Origin of the sequence: Virgibacillus ndiopensis (genome assembly GCF_900187325.1) — a bacterium.
GTDB classification, from domain to species: Bacteria; Bacillota; Bacilli; order Bacillales; family Amphibacillaceae; genus Virgibacillus_E; species Virgibacillus_E ndiopensis.
Genome location: NZ_FZMZ01000006.1, coordinates 336115 through 352976 on the forward strand (window position 1 = coordinate 336115; position 16862 = coordinate 352976).

The 16862-nt window shown below is 37.6% G+C and carries 18 protein-coding genes and 1 riboswitch; of the genes, 13 read left to right on the forward strand and 5 right to left on the reverse strand.

Annotated elements, in window-relative coordinates:
* Positions 1–265: 265 nt before the first annotated feature.
* The 5 genes from CS937_RS14360 (at position 266) to CS937_RS14380 (ending at position 5483) form a co-directional block, all read left to right on the forward strand.
* A complete protein-coding gene (locus CS937_RS14360; RefSeq protein ID WP_099159164.1) occupies positions 266–907 on the forward strand; it encodes a DUF2306 domain-containing protein in 642 nt (213 codons plus the stop codon).
* Between the two features lie 39 nt (positions 908–946).
* Positions 947–1573, forward strand: coding sequence for a chloramphenicol phosphotransferase CPT family protein (locus CS937_RS14365; protein WP_099159165.1), 627 nt, complete (start codon positions 947–949; stop codon positions 1571–1573).
* Positions 1574–1605: 32 nt separating this feature from the next.
* Positions 1606–2151 (forward strand): nucleotidyltransferase domain-containing protein, encoded by a 546-nt coding sequence (locus tag CS937_RS14370; RefSeq protein WP_099159166.1) that lies wholly within the window; start codon positions 1606–1608, stop codon positions 2149–2151.
* A 129-nt stretch (positions 2152–2280) separates the two neighbouring features.
* On the forward strand, positions 2281–3726 hold the full coding sequence (gene hpaB / locus CS937_RS14375) for a 4-hydroxyphenylacetate 3-monooxygenase, oxygenase component (protein WP_099159167.1): 1446 nt from the start codon (positions 2281–2283) through the stop codon (positions 3724–3726).
* Positions 3727–3870: 144 nt separating this feature from the next.
* Positions 3871–4016: riboswitch (cyclic di-AMP (ydaO/yuaA leader) on the forward strand.
* A gap of 114 nt (positions 4017–4130) precedes the next feature.
* Complete coding sequence (locus CS937_RS14380) at positions 4131–5483, forward strand: TrkH family potassium uptake protein (RefSeq protein WP_176555843.1); 1353 nt, start codon at positions 4131–4133, stop codon at positions 5481–5483.
* Between the two features lie 73 nt (positions 5484–5556).
* On the opposite strand, the gene CS937_RS14385 is transcribed toward CS937_RS14380, so the two are convergent.
* Entirely contained in the window at positions 5557–6483 is a 927-nt protein-coding gene (locus CS937_RS14385; RefSeq protein ID WP_099159168.1) for a bifunctional helix-turn-helix transcriptional regulator/GNAT family N-acetyltransferase, read from the reverse strand.
* A 144-nt stretch (positions 6484–6627) separates the two neighbouring features.
* Positions 6628–7074 carry a YndM family protein gene (locus CS937_RS14390; RefSeq protein ID WP_099159169.1) on the reverse strand — a complete coding sequence of 149 codons (447 nt, stop codon included), beginning with the start codon at positions 7072–7074 and terminating at the stop codon, positions 6628–6630.
* Positions 7075–7241: 167 nt separating this feature from the next.
* On the opposite strand from CS937_RS14390, the gene CS937_RS14395 reads away from it, so the two are divergent.
* The 3 genes from CS937_RS14395 to CS937_RS14400 all read left to right on the forward strand — a co-directional run bounded on the left by CS937_RS14395 (position 7242) and on the right by CS937_RS14400 (position 9601).
* Complete coding sequence (locus CS937_RS14395; protein ID WP_099159170.1) at positions 7242–8465, forward strand: MFS transporter; 1224 nt, start codon at positions 7242–7244, stop codon at positions 8463–8465.
* A 55-nt stretch (positions 8466–8520) separates the two neighbouring features.
* Positions 8521–8664 carry a hypothetical protein gene (locus CS937_RS19520; protein ID WP_176555844.1) on the forward strand — a complete coding sequence of 48 codons (144 nt, stop codon included), beginning with the start codon at positions 8521–8523 and terminating at the stop codon, positions 8662–8664.
* A gap of 124 nt (positions 8665–8788) precedes the next feature.
* Positions 8789–9601, forward strand: coding sequence for an alpha/beta fold hydrolase (locus CS937_RS14400; protein ID WP_099159171.1), 813 nt, complete (start codon positions 8789–8791; stop codon positions 9599–9601).
* Between the two features lie 54 nt (positions 9602–9655).
* On the opposite strand, the gene CS937_RS14405 is transcribed toward CS937_RS14400, so the two are convergent.
* From CS937_RS14405 to CS937_RS14410, 3 genes are read right to left on the reverse strand one after another with little or no spacing between them, the layout of a single operon-like run.
* A complete protein-coding gene (locus CS937_RS14405; protein ID WP_099159172.1) occupies positions 9656–10087 on the reverse strand; it encodes a glycoside hydrolase family 3 protein in 432 nt (143 codons plus the stop codon).
* A gap of 24 nt (positions 10088–10111) precedes the next feature.
* Entirely contained in the window at positions 10112–10246 is a 135-nt protein-coding gene (locus tag CS937_RS19835) for a hypothetical protein (RefSeq protein WP_281251913.1), read from the reverse strand.
* Entirely contained in the window at positions 10221–10400 is a 180-nt protein-coding gene (locus tag CS937_RS14410) for a hypothetical protein (RefSeq protein WP_099159173.1), read from the reverse strand. The genes CS937_RS19835 and CS937_RS14410 overlap by 26 nt, the downstream gene beginning before the upstream one ends.
* 121 nt (positions 10401–10521) lie before the next feature.
* On the opposite strand from CS937_RS14410, the gene CS937_RS19525 reads away from it, so the two are divergent.
* The 5 genes from CS937_RS19525 to argF all read left to right on the forward strand — a co-directional run bounded on the left by CS937_RS19525 (position 10522) and on the right by argF (position 16786).
* A complete protein-coding gene (locus CS937_RS19525) occupies positions 10522–10677 on the forward strand; it encodes a hypothetical protein (protein ID WP_176555845.1) in 156 nt (51 codons plus the stop codon).
* A gap of 87 nt (positions 10678–10764) precedes the next feature.
* Positions 10765–11310 (forward strand): D-glycero-alpha-D-manno-heptose-1,7-bisphosphate 7-phosphatase, encoded by a 546-nt coding sequence (locus tag CS937_RS14415; RefSeq protein ID WP_099159174.1) that lies wholly within the window; start codon positions 10765–10767, stop codon positions 11308–11310.
* 195 nt (positions 11311–11505) lie between these two features.
* Positions 11506–12588: a carbamoyl phosphate synthase small subunit gene (locus CS937_RS14420; RefSeq protein WP_099159175.1), complete on the forward strand. Its 1083-nt coding sequence runs from the start codon at positions 11506–11508 to the stop codon at positions 12586–12588.
* Positions 12581–15817, forward strand: a complete 3237-nt coding sequence (carB, locus tag CS937_RS14425; RefSeq protein WP_099159176.1) for a carbamoyl-phosphate synthase (glutamine-hydrolyzing) large subunit — start codon at positions 12581–12583, stop codon at positions 15815–15817. The genes CS937_RS14420 and carB overlap by 8 nt, the downstream gene beginning before the upstream one ends.
* Positions 15818–16786 (forward strand): ornithine carbamoyltransferase, encoded by a 969-nt coding sequence (gene argF, locus CS937_RS14430; RefSeq protein WP_099159177.1) that lies wholly within the window; start codon positions 15818–15820, stop codon positions 16784–16786. It abuts the gene before it with no gap.
* The last annotated feature ends 76 nt before the right edge of the window (positions 16787–16862 follow it).

The following is a 16862-nucleotide window of genomic DNA, read 5'->3' on the forward strand; positions in this document are numbered from 1 at the left end:
GTTCTCATCTGAGGTTTCGCCATAAATAAGGGTTGCCCAATATAAGGTCGAAAAAGTTATACCTTGGATTAGAATAATTCATATGTTTTTCCTCCTAAAAAATTTTTCCAAAATAGTTCGCTGTTCATATCTATAATCGAAAAGAGATGTCGATCTGGTCTCATGATAAGGAAAAATTTTTATATTTTTTTTATATTTTATTAAGAGGTTTTACAGATTATCGAGCTATAGTGGACGTGAATAGCATTAAGAGGAGGTTGATTAAGTGCATAAAAGAAAAAGCTGGTGGCTATTAATTTTTGTAAGTCTCGGTGTTATTATTCCATTCATGGCACCATATTTGATGCTAGATCCTGATTCAAGCCGTGTGACGATCACATCGAAGGCTATACAATATCCAGCCTTAGTTACACATATTGTTTTTGCATTTATTGCATTAGTAACCGGTTTTTTTCAGTTTGTAGATCGTTTTCATCTTAAAAAACCAAAGCTTCATCGTTTTCTTGGGAGAACGTACGTCGGTAGTATCGTTATAAGTAGTCTTTTGTCGCTCGTGGTAGTTTTGTATATTGATAATTTCACTAAATCTGTGGCATTTCTAACATTGACGATTTTATGGTTATTTACGACGTTGAAAGGTTATCGAAAAGCTGTAAAAAGAAGTTTCAACGAACACCGCAAATGGATGATCCGTAGTTTTGGTGTAACGCTGGTGGCTGTAAGTGGGCGAATCGTAGTGCCAGTTCTTCTTCTTGCTTATTACACATTAAACGGCTTTACTTTTCCAGATGGAAGAGACAAGATGATAGAAGAAGTGTTACATGTAAATATCTGGATTGGGATTGTCTTAAACCTTGTGATTGTTGAGTGGATTATCCTAAAATCACCTAAGGGACATAAGAATTAATTTTTAGTGGAAGAAAGGAATTCGGAAGGAGGAAACTTTATGTCAGAAACAGCTTCACCTGGAAAAATTGTAATCCTTAATGGTCCTCCAAGATCTGGGAAGTCCAGTATTGCTGCTGAGATCCAACATACGTTTAAGGGTGTATGGATGAACTTAGGTGTTGATCATTTCATGAAAATGACTCCAGAACGATATCAACCTGGGATTGGGTTACGCCCTGGGGGTGAGCGCCCAGAACTTGAGTCTCTTATTGTAAATATGTATCAAGCTTTATACGAATCGATTGCATTACACAGTCGATTGGGCTTTCATGTTGTAGTGGACGTTGGACATCATGATGGTTATTCAGTTCCCCGTGGTATTCTACCCAAATGCATACAAATATTGAAGGGACTCCCTGTTTTCTTCGTTGGTGTGCGGTGTCCGATTGACGTTATTATGGAGCGGCGGATTGATACCTGGCAAGTTGGTTACACCTCTGAAGGCAAGGTTCCCGAACCAGTCCGTTTTTGGCAACAACTTGTCCATAAGCCCGGTATTTATGATCTAGAAGTCGATACTTCATTACTTTCACCAAAAGAATGTGCTGCCTTAATTGGTCAACGACTCGCAGACGGTCCCCCTCCCATAGCTTTTCAACAGATTGAAGAAATGGAAACTGAATAAGTTGTTTATAAATAAATGTAAGGGGATGTAATATGCTAGAAGCGTTATCTTTAATCGGAAACAAACTAGATAATAAGAATATTACTTGGGGAGTTGGTGGTTCACTTTTACTTCAATTTCATAAAATAGTGGATAACCCTAATGATATAGATATTTTGGTGAGTGAAAATAATGCTACTCAATTAAATAAAACAATTTCACCGTTAGGGAAAAGTAAAGAAGTAAAGCATTCTGCACCTTTTCGAACAACGTATTTCACTAAATATTGTATTAATCATATTGATATAGATATTATGGGCGGATTTGCATTAGAACATAAAGATGGGATATATAAATTGTCGTTTAAAAGGGATTCCATTGTAGATTATAAAAAAATAAACGGAGTAGAAATCCCCCTATGTTCACTGGAAGATTGGTATGTTTTATACTGTTTAATTCCAAATAAACAAGAAAAAATAAGCCTAATTGAAAATCATTTTAAAACTAATGGCGTACAGCATGCAGGTTTGCTAGAAGAAGCACTGAAACAACCCTTACCAATTGAAGTGAAACAAAAGATAATGCAGTTACTGAATTAACCACAAGTGGGACAGGGGGACTGGCCTTGTGTTCCGATCCGTGCATAAATAGCTCCCGTTTTTCATAATGATTAATGGTATACATTACTCTGTTTTGTGGGGTTTAAGGCTATTTAGGAGGGGTTTAAGGTGCCAATTATTTCAGGTGAAGACTACATGAATAGGATTAACAAATTAAAATCTGATATTTGGATTGAAGGGAAGCGAATAGAAGGAAAAATCTCTGAACATAAAGCTTTTAAAGGTGTTATGAAAAGCCAAGCTGCATTATACGATCTACAGCATACGAAATCGATTGAGGATATCATGACATACGATTCACCATCTTCAGGTGAAAAAGTTGGGACTTCGTATTTGATACCAAAGACAAAAGAGGACCTCTTAAAAAGACGTAAGATGATTCAAGAATGGGCAAAAGTAAACGGTGGTTTGATGGGAAGAAGTCCGGACTACATGAACACTATTTTGGCATCGTTTGCTGCGTCAGTAGATCTGTTAAAAGGTGAGAAAAATTGTTTTCCTGAGAATTTGCTATCATTCTATGAATATGCAAGAGAAAACGATCTGTCGTTCACACATACATTTATAAATCCGCAAGTTAACCGAGGTAAATTTTACTTTGAAGATGATGAGGAAGATGAAATCATTACAGCACAGGTTGTAGAGAAAAATAAGGATGGAATTATCATAAAGGGGGCACGCCTTTTAGCTACACAGGGCGGAATCACAGATGAAATATTGGTATTCTCGACAGTGGGTGCTGATGAAGCGCATAGTTATGCTTTTTCCATTCCAAGTAATACAAAGGGACTAAGGTTCATCTGTCGGGAATCGTTTGTCTATAAAGATTCAGAGTTCGACCATCCGCTAAGCTCGCGTTTTGAGGAAATGGATACTGTTATCGTGTTTAATGATGTGCTTGTTCCTTGGGATAGAGTATTTTATTATGATAATCCACGGATAACAGGCAAGTTTTTCACGGAGAGCCTATTTTTCCCATTAACGTTGCATCAGATTGTTGCAAGACAGGTTACTAAAACAGAATTTGTACTTGGAATAGTACAATCGCTTGTTGATACAATTAATATAGGTGAATATCAGCATGTGCAAGATAAAGTGTCAGAAATTATCCTTGCCCGTGAAACGATGAAAGCATTTTTAATCGCTTCTGAGCATCAGGCAAAACAAGATGTAAATGGCACGATGGTACCAGATTTGAATACATTATATGCTGCTATTAATACGTTCCCGAAAATTTATCCAAGGTTTTCAGAAATCATCCAATCTCTTGGGGCGAGCGGTCTCGTTTCCATACCAACAGAAAAGGACTTTAAATCAGAAATTAAAGGGGAATTAGACCTTTATTTGCGTGCCGCTACTAAAAAGGCAGAGGATAGGGTCAAATTATTCCGATTGGCTTGGGATCTGTCCATGAGTGCATTCGGAACAAGACAGACATTGTACGAACGGTTTTTCTTTGGGGACCCAATTCGTCTTTCGCAAAGCTTGTACATGAATTATAAAAAGGATAAATATGTGGAGAATGTTCATCGGTTTTTAAATATGGAATCTTAGCAATGTGCTAACAGTAAATTAATAGTAGTGTTATATCCCCTTTTTTGCTTTGATTACAAAAGGGGATTTTTTAGTGCCAAAATCTTGTTGACAATTAAAGAGAATAGGAGTAAATTTTGCTTATTCCTTAATTAAATAACTCGTACCTTTTAATCGCTTAATCTTCTTGAGCGGGGGAACCAAAGTTAGTAGATTATTTTCAATCTGGGGTGAATCTTACTACAGTAAGAAGGGATACTCTCGAGTTCCTAACCCGACAGCTAACCTCGTAAGCGTTGTATTGTATTTTCAGAGGGGAAGGTCATCGATTTATCATGAGACCATTCTATTTGTAATGGTCTTTTTTCGTATGGAAATGCTAAAAAGAGATAGGTGAGTAACTTGAATCAAAGGGGAAATTGCTTTTGTCCACAATACTAAAAACAATTAAAAGCTTACAACCTGCACAAATTATTGTTTCCTTTTATGTAATTGCAGTTATCATTTCTGTTTGTTTGCTTAGCTTGCCGATAGCTCTAAAACCGGGTGTGAACTGGTCATTTTTGGATGTTATATTTACGGCGGTAAGTGCAATAAGTGTAACGGGTCTATCGGTTGTACCGGTAATAGATACATTTAGTACACCTGGAATATTTATTTTGCTTTTTATTCTGCAGTTTGGCGGAATTGGAATTATGACACTTGGTACCTTTTTTTGGTTACTTTTAGGAAAGAAAATAGGTTTTAAGGAAAGGGAATTAATTCGAACGGATCAGAATCAGTCCAATATGTCAGGATTAGTTAAATTGATGATACAGATACTTGTAATGATTCTTATTATTGAGTCTGTTGGAACGGTTATCCTAGGCATCTACTTTCTGTCTTATTTTCCGACTTGGCAGGATGCTTTCTTACAAGGATTATTCGCTGCCGTTAGTGCAACAACAAATGCGGGGTTTGATATTACTGGTAACTCACTTATTCCATTTGCCCATGATTATTTTGTGCAATTTATAAACATTATTTTATTGACATTGGGTGCAATTGGATTTCCTGTACTGATAGAATTAAAGGACTTTATGGCAAATAGAAAGAAGCACTATCGCCATCATTTTTCTTTGTATACAAAATTAACGACAGTCACATTTTTTTCATTAATGATATTTGGAACTATCATTATTTTGATATTTGAAGCTAACCATTTCTTTCAAGGTAAAAGCTGGCATGAGTCATTTTTCTATGCATTATTTCAATCGTCTACAACGCGGAATGGTGGATTAGCTACGATGGATGTAAGCTACTTTTCTAATTCAACCTTATTAGCTATTTGTTTTCTCATGTTTATCGGTGCTTCGCCAAGCTCTGTTGGGGGAGGAATAAGGACAACCACTTTTGCTATTGTTTTATTGTTAATGTTCTCTTTTGCAAAAGGCCAGAAGAATATAAAGGTTTTTAGGCGTGAAATACATGAGGATGATGTTAGAAAGTCGGTTGTAGTTAGCTTTCTTGCATTACTGCTTTGTTTTTTAGCAACGGTTATTCTTTCTGAAACAGAACCGTTTCCAATAATGGAGATTATGTTTGAGGTTAGTTCTGCATTTGGCACTACAGGATTGTCAATGGGAATAACGCCTGAACTTAGTGATGCTGGTAAAATTGTTATTATATCACTCATGTTCATCGGAAGAATAGGAATTTTATCGTTCATTTTCTTGTTCAATAGAAGAAATAAACAAACGAATTACCATTATCCAAAAGAGCGGGTTATTGTTGGGTAACTTTGATGAAAGGAAAAGCAAAAAGATGAAGTCTAGATCTTTTTGCTTTTCTGTTATTAATGTATTTACTACTTTAAGATTTAGATAAATCAAGATCCCAGCGTTCTTCTATCAATTCTTCTCCAGTCCACTCATTGTTGGTCTTCTCTTCTGTTAATGTAAAATTGTAATTTTGGTAAAGGTAGCGGGCCGTTGCTAAAATACTTACTGTCCATAGAAAAACATGCTTGTAGTTTTGATCTTTACAGTAGTTGATTGCTGTTTCCATCAGCTTCTTTCCAATGCCTATTCCTTGATAATTTTCATCCAATATAAACCATCTAAGCTGGGCTACTGAATTACTATGTTTTGTGATCGCAATAGAACCAACAATTTCACCATTCAGCTCAGCAATCCAGAGCTCTCCTCCGTCAGTGCTGATCATAAATTCAGATAAGCCCTTCATAACGTAATATTCAAATAGTGGTCCAAACTTGTATGTGTGATTATAAAGCCTTCCATGGAGATGTGCAACATATCCAACATCCCCAGCGTGGAATGGACGAATGGCTACTTGCGTGAGTGTTGAATGATCTTTTGTATATATAGATTCGATCGTTTCCATGGAAGTGACTAGCTTGGCCAAATCACGTTCCGATAGGTTTTGAATCATTTTGCTCACACCACAATTTGCCTTTTTTACTAAGTTTTCAAAAATAGTTATGCCATGTTCGGTTAGATAAAGTAAGTAGCGTCGTTTATCCTCTGTTGATTGTCTCTTTAAGATTATATTCTCGTCCTCAAATCGTTGGATAATTCGACTCATGTATCCTCGGTCAATTCCCAGGTTTTCTCTAATTTCAGTAGCAGTACAGCTATTTTTGTAAAAGATTTCAGTTATAACACGGGCTTCGGTTAGAGAAAAAGGTTGATTATAGATTTCCAGGTCGACTTTACCCAGAACGTTTGCATAATATCTATTGAATTTCCGAATTTTTTCTACATAGTTAATGAGCTCCATACAAGTTAACCTCCCTTTTTAATATAATGTATGATAAATCTAATTAGTTGATATAGTCAACTAATTAGATATGCTAATTTCTTCAATAGGAATATAACGTAAAAGATCCCAACTACTTTTTGGGATCTTTTGCGTTTCATTATGTTAATCATCACTACGATCTTTTTTTCTGGTGTGTACATCCAATTCTTCGGAAAACTCGGTTTGTAATTCTCTCCTAACGGGTGTGTGCTTGTTTGTGTTGTCTGAAAAGTGTTCTCTAATATAGGCGTGAATAAAGGGTTCACATAACGTGATAAAAAAAGCCGCCATTGCTGAAAGTGTAATTATTGGAAGACCCGTTTGGGTAAGAAATATACTTCCAAGTAACCACAATGAAAGAAACGCCAAACCAAAATCCGCAATTATTGCTGTGATATTGTTAAATCGCTTTAAAATAAATAAATCCCCTACAAGATAAGAAATTCCTGTAACTAATAAACTAATCCAGAATAAATTAATCAATGTTGTATTAAAAAGTATGCCAAATATGGAGAAAACAGCTATTGCTGTAACAATAAACTTTATCCCAAATGTTTTTAAATGATCCATAAAGCTATACCCATCCCTTCCTAATTTTTTATAGTATTTGTCATTTCCAGATAAATATTATCTTTCTTTTACCTTTAGGGAAGAAGCGGTATAAAAAGAAGATTTTGATTAACAATACAAAAAAGAAATGATTCATCATTATTGTCTTTAAATTGGAGTGGAATAGCATGGAAAGGAAAAAATGGGATCTGGTTGGATTAGCATCAATACCATTGGTTATGACACTAGGGAACTCAATGTTAATTCCTGTATTACCGATGATTGAAAAAGAGATAGGGATTACACCATTTCAATCCGGTTTAATTATATCGGTTTATTCCTTTATTGCGATTTTGCTTATTCCTCTTGCTGGATATTTATCAGATAGGATAGGTAGAAAAAAGGTAATTATTCCAAGTTTGATTATTGCTGGAGTTGGTGGAGTTGTTTCTGCTTTTGCTGCCTGGAAATTAGATAATCCTTATTTGTTTATTCTGGTTGGCAGGTTCTTACAGGGTATAGGCGCATCAGGTGCTTTTCCAATCGTCATCCCAACAGTAGGTGATATGTACAAAGACGAGAAAGATGTAAGTGCCGGGTTAGGATTTATTGAGACTTCTAACACCTTTGGAAAAGTCTTAAGCCCAATAATTGGGGCTTTTCTTGCTTATTATATATGGTTCATACCCTTTGCAGCCATTCCAATCTTATGTATTATTTCGATCATCTTAGTTATGGTATTAGTAAAGGCTCCCGCTTCTAAAGAAGATAAGAAGGATTATAATTTTTCATCATTTAGAAAATCAATTAAAGACGTCTTTCATCATAACGGTCGTTGGCTAATATCCGTATTTATTATTGGATGCATCAACATGCTAGTGTTATTTGCGCTTCTATTCCATTTTTCCTTTCTTTTGGATGATCAATATAATGTAGATGGTGTGTTACTGAAGGGTGTTTATCTGGCAATCCCTTTACTGTTCCTCTGTATGACCTCCTATATAGCCGGTAAAAAAGTTGGAGAAAATAAAGTGATGATGAAATGGGCAATTATTATTGGGAATGGTTTAACAGCAGTGTCACTTTTGTTTTTTAGTAGCAATTTGAATTTAGCGTTTGTATTAATTGTATTAACATTAGTAGGCATTGGGATTGGTTTATCTTTGCCCTGTTTGGATGCATTAATTACAGAAGGTGTGAATAAGGAAGTACGTGGAACTGTTACGTCTTTATACAGCAGTATGAGATTTTTAGGAGTAGCATTCGGCCCTCCACTTGTCTCTGTTCTTCTGAAAAATTTCCCCGGATATTTAAATATTTGTTTTGTTGGATTTAGTTTGCTTGCCGTGTTGGTTACGTTGTTTTATGTGAAACCTAAACATGATATTCAGCTAATGGGAAACAGGATTTGAAAATGTATAAAAAACGCCTTATTTCAAAAAATATTTGTTAGGAAGGGGATAAAAAATGGATAAGAAAAACAATCAATTTAAAGAAAACACAAACCACGGTGAACATCGAAACGGTCGTAAAAGTCAATTTAAGAATAATAATTCTCATGGCGAGGAAGAACCGAACGAATATATTAACAATAAGAACCTTGGTAAATAAGTATGCGGTGTGACATGGGGGATTCCCATGTCACATTGGATTTTTTATTCCAAACTTCAAAGTTATAAACTAAGCCCCTTTTGAATAGCTTATAATACAATGAATAATGAAGTGAGGGCTGCGAATGGGGTATTATGTTAGGTGCAAATCTGATGTCAACATTTATGTAGAAGATATCAACCGAATGAGTCCGAATGTCATACTTTTTGTTCACGGTTGGCCAGCCAATCATAAATTATTCGAATATCAGTTTGACATACTTCCTGCGCTGGGATATCGGTGTATTGGCATTGATATCAGGGGATTTGGAAAATCTGATAAGCCATGGGAAGGTTACACCTACGACATACTGGCTGACGATATTCGATGTGTTGTTGAAGCACTTGGGCTACAGAATTTCACACTTGCAGGGCACTCTGTAGGTGGAGCAATTGTTATTCGATATATGGGGCGTCATTATGGCTATGGTGTTTCCAAATTAGCCCTTTTTGCTGCTGCTGCTCCTAGTTTTGTAAAGAGGTCTTATTTCCCGTATGGGTTAGAAAAGGAAGACGTTAATGCACTCATTCAACAAGTTTATAATGATCGTCCAACTATGCTGGCAGAATTGACAAACATGTTTTTCTATCAACCTATTACGAAGCGATTCTCTGATTGGTTTTTCCAAATGGGACTTGAAGCATCAGGGTATTCAACCGCAAATGTATTAGTCTCTTTGCGAGAGGAAACTATGTTCTATGATATGGAAAAAATCCAAGTGCCAACCTTACTATTTCAGGGTAGACATGATCAAATCTGTTTACCACCATTAGCATCAGCACTTCATCACGGCATAAGAAATTCTAAGCTTGTATGGTTTGAGAATAGTGGCCATGGGTTGTTCTGGGAAGAGCGTACTAAGTTTAATAAGGAATTAGCAGATTTTGTAGCAAATTAGTAAGTGGATTTTTACAAAAGATAAAGCTGCCCCAAAGGACAGCTCTTTTTCCGTTTAATAACTCAAATAATGCCCAAAATCATACAATCCTGGGATTGTTACTGGTAATTTTCCTTCAGGGTTCACTTCACCACTGAGTACGCGTGAAAGTGCTTTAACGGAAACATCCCGATTTCCGTACGTAGCTAGATACGCCTGCACTTCAGGGAATACGATGATATCATATGGGTTGCGCATCGCCGTTACTATAACAGGTTTTCCTGTTTCCATCAAGGAAGCTACCAAACGCTGTTGGGCTGCGTTTGTGTTGGCAGTATACGAAGTAACGATAATTGTATCTGCATCGGCTGCACGTTCTGTAGCTTCAGCAATTTGACTGGCAGTCGGACTAGTGTTTGTTGCGTAGTCACTCGTATCATAATTCTTTTCTTGTAAGAGATCTGATAAATAATCCGGATCACCGGTAGATGGCCCTGTTATAAACACGCTGTTGTCACGTTGTAATGGTAATTAGTTATCTTCATTCTTAACAAGGGTAATACTCTTATCTGTAATTTCAGCCGCTTTAGCTAAATTTTCATCCGTACCGATATTTTCAATCTCACTTGGATCGGTATAATTATTCCCAAATAAACCTTCTTCCATTTTCGCTTTCTTCGATAATTTCCCCATTTTGAACGGCTTCAAGCATGGAGTTATATGCTAAACCAACATCAGGTGGATTTAATAAAATATCGTTACCTGCTTTGAACGCTTCTACCGCAACTCGATCTGGTTCAACGACATTTGCACCTGACATTCCAAGGCTATCGAATAAATCGAGTGATTTTTACCTCGTTTTTCGAAACTTTTGGATTAGAAGATCCATGATATAAAACTAGTGATAAGGATATAATCATCAACTTGAGAGGTAGCGCATCATGAGGAGAGGTGGTTTATCATCCCGTGTGCCGGCATATCACCCCGAGAGTACAACACGGTTATCAGATAAATTTGGGATTATGAAAGAAGGCGGATTGAGGCAAACTGATTTTGATGGAAGAACTGTCGTGTTACCGTTGTTTATTCAGTGTTAAAATCGGAATGTGCTACTATGATACATAAATGACAAGATCGAACAGTGCTGGTACTGTTCGTATTTTTACAAAAAAGGAAGTGACTTTATGGATGCTGGTATGTTCTTAGACCGTGATGGTGTCATCAATGAAGTGCTTAGCCAGCGGGTGAGGTTTGTGAACAAGCCGAATGACTTTTACTTGTTAGAAGGTGTTGGAGAAGCGATTAAATGTTTTAATGATATGGGATTGAAAGTTTTTGTTGTGACAAATCAAGGTGGAATTGGCCTTGGATATATGAAGGAGTCTGCGTTGGGGGCTGTTCATAAAAAGATGATAGATGCTTTAGCGGAATTCGATGCGGAAATTGAGGACATCGCCTATTGTCCTCATAAGCCACATGAAGGATGTTCATGTCGCAAACCGAAGCCTGAAATGATTCTAGATCTGGCGGAAAAACATGATATAGATCTAGCTAAAAGCTATATGATTGGTGACAGAGAGCCGGACATAGAAGCAGGAAAGAAAGCGGGGGTACAAACAATTTTGATTGGAAATCGTAAGGATGTACACGCTAACGCGGATATGGTTTTTCCTGATTTGATTTCTGTTGCGGTGTGGTTGTCTGGTCTGGGGAGTATAAATAAATTATAAAATTAACCCAATAACTATTGAAATAATATTCAATATAGTGCATAATAATTCAAAATAGTTGGTTATTGTTTAATGCAATATTTTATTTCTATTGTATGTACTTCGCTATAAGCTGTAAAAGCGAAGTCTTTATTTTAGGTGAATATGAATAAAAATACATAATAATGCATTAATATTAATGGAGGGGAAAATAACATGGACGATAAATCAGGCTATCTTGTATTAAGTACTGGTGACGTTTTAAAAGGAAAATGGCTTGGGAAGGAATATGCTTCTGAGGGGGAGTTAGTTTTTAATACGTCAATGACAGGCTATCAGGAAGTAATGACAGACCCTTCTTATGCTGGGCAAATCGTGAGCATGACATACCCACTCATTGGTAACTATGGCTTTAGCAATATCGATTATGAAAGCCTTAAGCCTTCATTAAACGGGTTAATCATATCCCATCCCTGCCATACACCAGAACATTATCAGTCGGATTTTTCGCTTGAAGACATGATCAACAAATATGAGGTTCCTTGTCTATACGAAATAGATACCCGCACACTTACTCGTATTATACGAGAGCATGGAGAGGTATATGGAAAATTAACTTCTTCTATACAGGATATTCCCCAAAAATTGAAGGTGGATTCGGACATTGTCAAAAAAGTATCTGTCCAGTCGATTACGCAGCATAAGATCGATTCCGGAAACCTTCATGTAGTTGTTTATGACTTCGGATACAAACATTCCATTACTCGTACATTGGCAGAACTTGATTGTAATGTTACGGTTGTTCCTTTTGATACAAATCCAGAAACTATTAAAGGGCTACATCCAGATGCAATCGTTTTGTCTAATGGACCCGGAGATCCTGAAGATTTAATGTATTTGACGAGCAACATTAGAAAAATAACAGAAAGCTATCCTACTTTAGGAATTTGTCTTGGTCATCAGCTGGTGGCGTGGGCTTATGGAGGAAAAACAAAACGATTACCATATGGTCATCGTGGTAGTAATCATCCAGTAAAAGATTTGCATACAGGTAAAGTTATGATTACATCGCAAAATCATGGCTATGTAGTTGACATGAATTCCGTTGCTATGAAGGATTGGCGTGTCTCACATATTAATGTGAATGACCAAACCGTTGAGGGGCTTATGCACAGTTATATGCCAATTATGACTGTGCAATTTCATCCAGAAGCACATCCCGGACCAAGTGATACACAAGGAATTTTTCATGACTTTATTAGCAGTATACCAGCCAAAGGAGTGACACAATATGCCTAGATTAAATCATATTAAAAAAGTTCTGGTCATAGGGTCGGGCCCCATCGTGATTGGGCAGGCAGCTGAATTTGATTATGCTGGTACACAAGCTTGCCTTGCTTTAAAGGAGGAGGGGGTCGAGGTTGTCCTTGTCAATAATAATCCAGCCACTATCATGACTGATCAGACAATAGCTGATCAAGTTTACCTTGAGCCTTTAACACTGGAATCGTTAACGGAAATTATAAAAAAAGAAAAGCCGGATGGTATGTTGCCTACTCTTGGTGGACAGACGGGGTTGAATCTTGCTGTATTACTATCTAAATCTGGAGTCTTAGACCAATTTAATGTGGAATTGTTGGGAACACGATTAGATACCATTAAAAAAGGAGAGGATCGTGAGCTATTTAAATCGATGATGAAGGACATTGATGAGCCGGTCGCTGAGAGTTTATCGATTAGTTCGTTGGTTGAAGCAGTCCAATTTTCCAAAACTACAGACTACCCCATTATTGTCAGACCTGCTTATACGTTAGGTGGGGCTGGCGGTGGAATAGCAGAAAATGAACAGGAATTAAAGACTATCGTGAAAAATGGACTCCATGCCAGTCCGATTGGGCAGGTGTTGATTGAACAAAGTGTGAAAGGCTGGAAAGAAATAGAATACGAGGTAATGCGTGATGCCAATGATACGTGCATTATCGTTTGTAATATGGAGAACATTGATCCGGTTGGTATACATACAGGTGATAGCATCGTTGTCGCTCCTTCACAAACATTGAATGACAGGCAATACCAAATGCTTAGAAGTACTTCATGCAAAGTAATCCGAGAGATTGGTGTTGTTGGAGGATGCAATATTCAGTTTGCCTTGAACCCCGAGAGTGATGAATACGTTATTATTGAAGTTAATCCGCGGGTGAGCCGTTCAAGTGCACTTGCGTCAAAAGCAACTGGTTATCCAATCGCACGAATAGCTGCAAAGCTTGCTTTGGGCTATCACTTGGATGAAGTGATAAATCCAATAACCGGCAATACATATGCAAGCTTTGAACCTGCTATTGATTACATTGCTGTAAAAATTCCACGCTGGCCGTTTGATAAATTTTCCCAAGCGAATAGATTACTAGGAACGCAAATGAAGGCAACTGGAGAAGTTATGGCGCTTGCACGTAATTTTCCAGCCGCATTAAACAAAGCGGTTCGGTCATTAGAAATAGGTCTCGACTACTTATCTTTATCTCCCCTTACAGAATGGGAGGACAAAAAGGTTGATAAGGCGTTAGGGCGGGCAACAGATGAACGGTTATTTGTGGTAACCGAGGCATTCAGACGTGGTTATAAGCTAGAGTATATCCACGAATTAACGGAGATCAATAAATTCTTTTTAAACGAAATTGCTTATATGATAAGCGTGGAAAAAGAGCTTAAGGCTAAGAGCTGGGAATCGGTTAGCAAGGATGAATGGGGAAAGGTAAAAACAATTGGTTTCCCGGACCGTCTGATAGCAGAGATTTTCAATAAAAATGAAAAAGAAGTTAGAGAGCTTTGGAGAAAATTAGATTTGACTCCATCCTACAAAATGGTTGATACGTGTGCAGCGGAATTTTCAGCGGAAACACCCTATTTTTATAGTACATGGAATGAGTTGGATGAAGTGAAGTCTTTAGCTGGTGGACAAAAAATAGTCGTAGTAGGATCTGGTCCCATTCGAATAGGTCAAGGTGTTGAATTTGATTATTGTTCTGTTCACGCAGCAAAGGCTTTACAGGAGCAGGGAGTAAAAGCAATTGTCATCAACAATAATCCAGAAACGGTTAGTACTGATTTTAATACTGCTAATCACCTATATTTTGAAGCCTTAACGAAGGAGGATGTTTTACACGTCATTGACAAGGAAAGGGCAGACGGCGTATTGGTTCAGTTTGGCGGGCAAACCGCGATTAATCTGGCTGAAGGGTTAAGTGATGCAGGAGTAAATGTATGCGGGACATCTCTCGCTGCAATCGAAGCGGTAGAGGACCGTGATAAGTTTTATCAATTGCTTGGGAAATTAGATATTCCACATATACCTGGAGAAACGGTGATGGATATAAAGGATGCTGTTAAGGTTGCAGATGAAATTGGTTATCCAATATTACTGCGCCCTTCCTATGTGATTGGCGGGCAAGGAATGGTAGTTTTATATAATCATACTCAGCTTTTTGAATATCTGAATGGGCTAAAAAAAAGCAATCCAACTGCTAGCATTTTTCCATTGTTAATTGATCGATTTATTCCCGGATACGAAGTGGAAATTGATGCAGTTTGTGATGGGAATGACATTTTGATACCGGGGATTTTCCAGCATGTTGAAAGAGCAGGCATCCATTCAGGCGATAGTATCGCTATATTTCCTGCACCAGATTTAACGATGGAACAAAAGGAGTTAATTGAGAAGTATACGAAGTTAATCTCAGCAGAACTAGTATTAAAGGGAATAGTTAATATCCAATTCGTTTTAAGTGAAGACAGGAAAGAGATTTATGTATTAGAGGTTAATCCAAGGGCATCTAGAACTGTACCAATCGCAAGTAAAGTTACTGGTGTCCCTTTAGTTGATTTAGCAACACGCGTGCAAATGGGGCAGTCATTAAAAAATCAAGAATGGAAGTTAGGGTTACATGAAGATGTCCCTTACTATGCTGTTAAAATGCCTGTGTTTTCGACAACTAAAATACCAGGAATTGATCCGTATTTAGGACCGGAAATGCAATCGACGGGTGAAGCAATTGGAATTGGTAATACAGTTGAGGGAGCGATGGCAAAAGCGTTTGGCTGGAAGGAACATCAATTATTAGATTTGTATGATGGAAAGCCTATTTTTCTGTCACTTGGTTCAGCTGTACCAAAAGAGTTAGTGGATTTACTTGCATGTGTACCAGTTAAGATTGTCGCTGATCAGGAAACTGCCAAAGCACTTAGAGTCGGTACATTAGTAAATAGGGAAATGAGTATTAGGAAGGCACAGGAAATATGCTTGGACAATGGTTTTCAACTACTATGTGATATTCATAAAAATTTTACGAGTGATGAGCATGTCGGATTACGGGAAGAGGCACTTAAATCGGGCATAACCTGTTTCACATCTATTGAAACGTTAGTTGCTTTTCTACAGGCAGCGACACAAACGATTGAAGCGCCTTGTGCCATTAATGAATATTTGCAAAAGAGTAGTGACATCAATAAATTGAAGGAGCGTGTGTTTTAAATGGAATTAAAGACAAAGACAAAAGAAGCTAGTTTGGAGCATTCGTTAACAGGCCGGGACTTTTTAACTCTTGATGACTACAATGAGGAAGAACTCAGTTATTTATTACAGCTGGCAACTTACTTGAAAAACGCACGAAAAGCAGGAAAGAATGTGCAGCCATTAAAAGGAAAAACACTCGGTATGATTTTTGAAAAATCATCTACTAGAACACGTGTCTCTTTTGAAGTAGGTATTTTTCAACTGGGTGGTACGGGACTATTTTTGAGTAAAAACGATATTCAGATGGGAAGAGGCGAACCAATTGCAGATACAGCCAAAGTTTTGTCTGGCTATTTGGATGGTATAATGATCCGTACCTTTTCACAAGCAGTAGTAGAGGAATTGGCTGAAAATGCAAGTATTCCAGTTATTAATGGATTAACGGATACGTATCACCCATGTCAGGTGTTAGCTGATATACAAACGATCCAGGAAATAAAAGGAGGACTCAAGGGGGTGAAAATTGCTTATATTGGAGATGGGAACAATATGGCAAATTCCTTAATGCTTGGGTCAGCCGTTATGGGTATGGACATAAGCGTCGCAGCCCCCACAGGGTATCAGCCAGATCCGAGTATCACGCGAAAAGCAATTTCCATTGCTAATGACCATGGAAGCAAAGTGGAAGTAACATCTAATCCGCAAATCGCAGTTGACCAGGCAGATGTCATTTATACGGATGTATGGGCAAGTATGGGGCAGGAAAGTGAACAAATGGTTCGGGAGCAATTGTTTTCAACGTACCAAGTAAATAGGGATTTATGTTCGCTGGCAAAAAAGGATGCCATCTTTATGCATTGTTTGCCTGCACATAGAGGAGAGGAAGTTATAGCAGAAATTATTGACGGAAAGCGATCGGTTGTTTTTCAGCAGGCAGAAAACAGACTGCATGCCCAAAAAGCATTAATGCTCGCTTTGATGGGATAGGTGACTGAGAAGGCGGTGAAGTGGTTGAGCATGCCAATCCACCTCCATTCACAGCAATCATAAATTAATATAAACT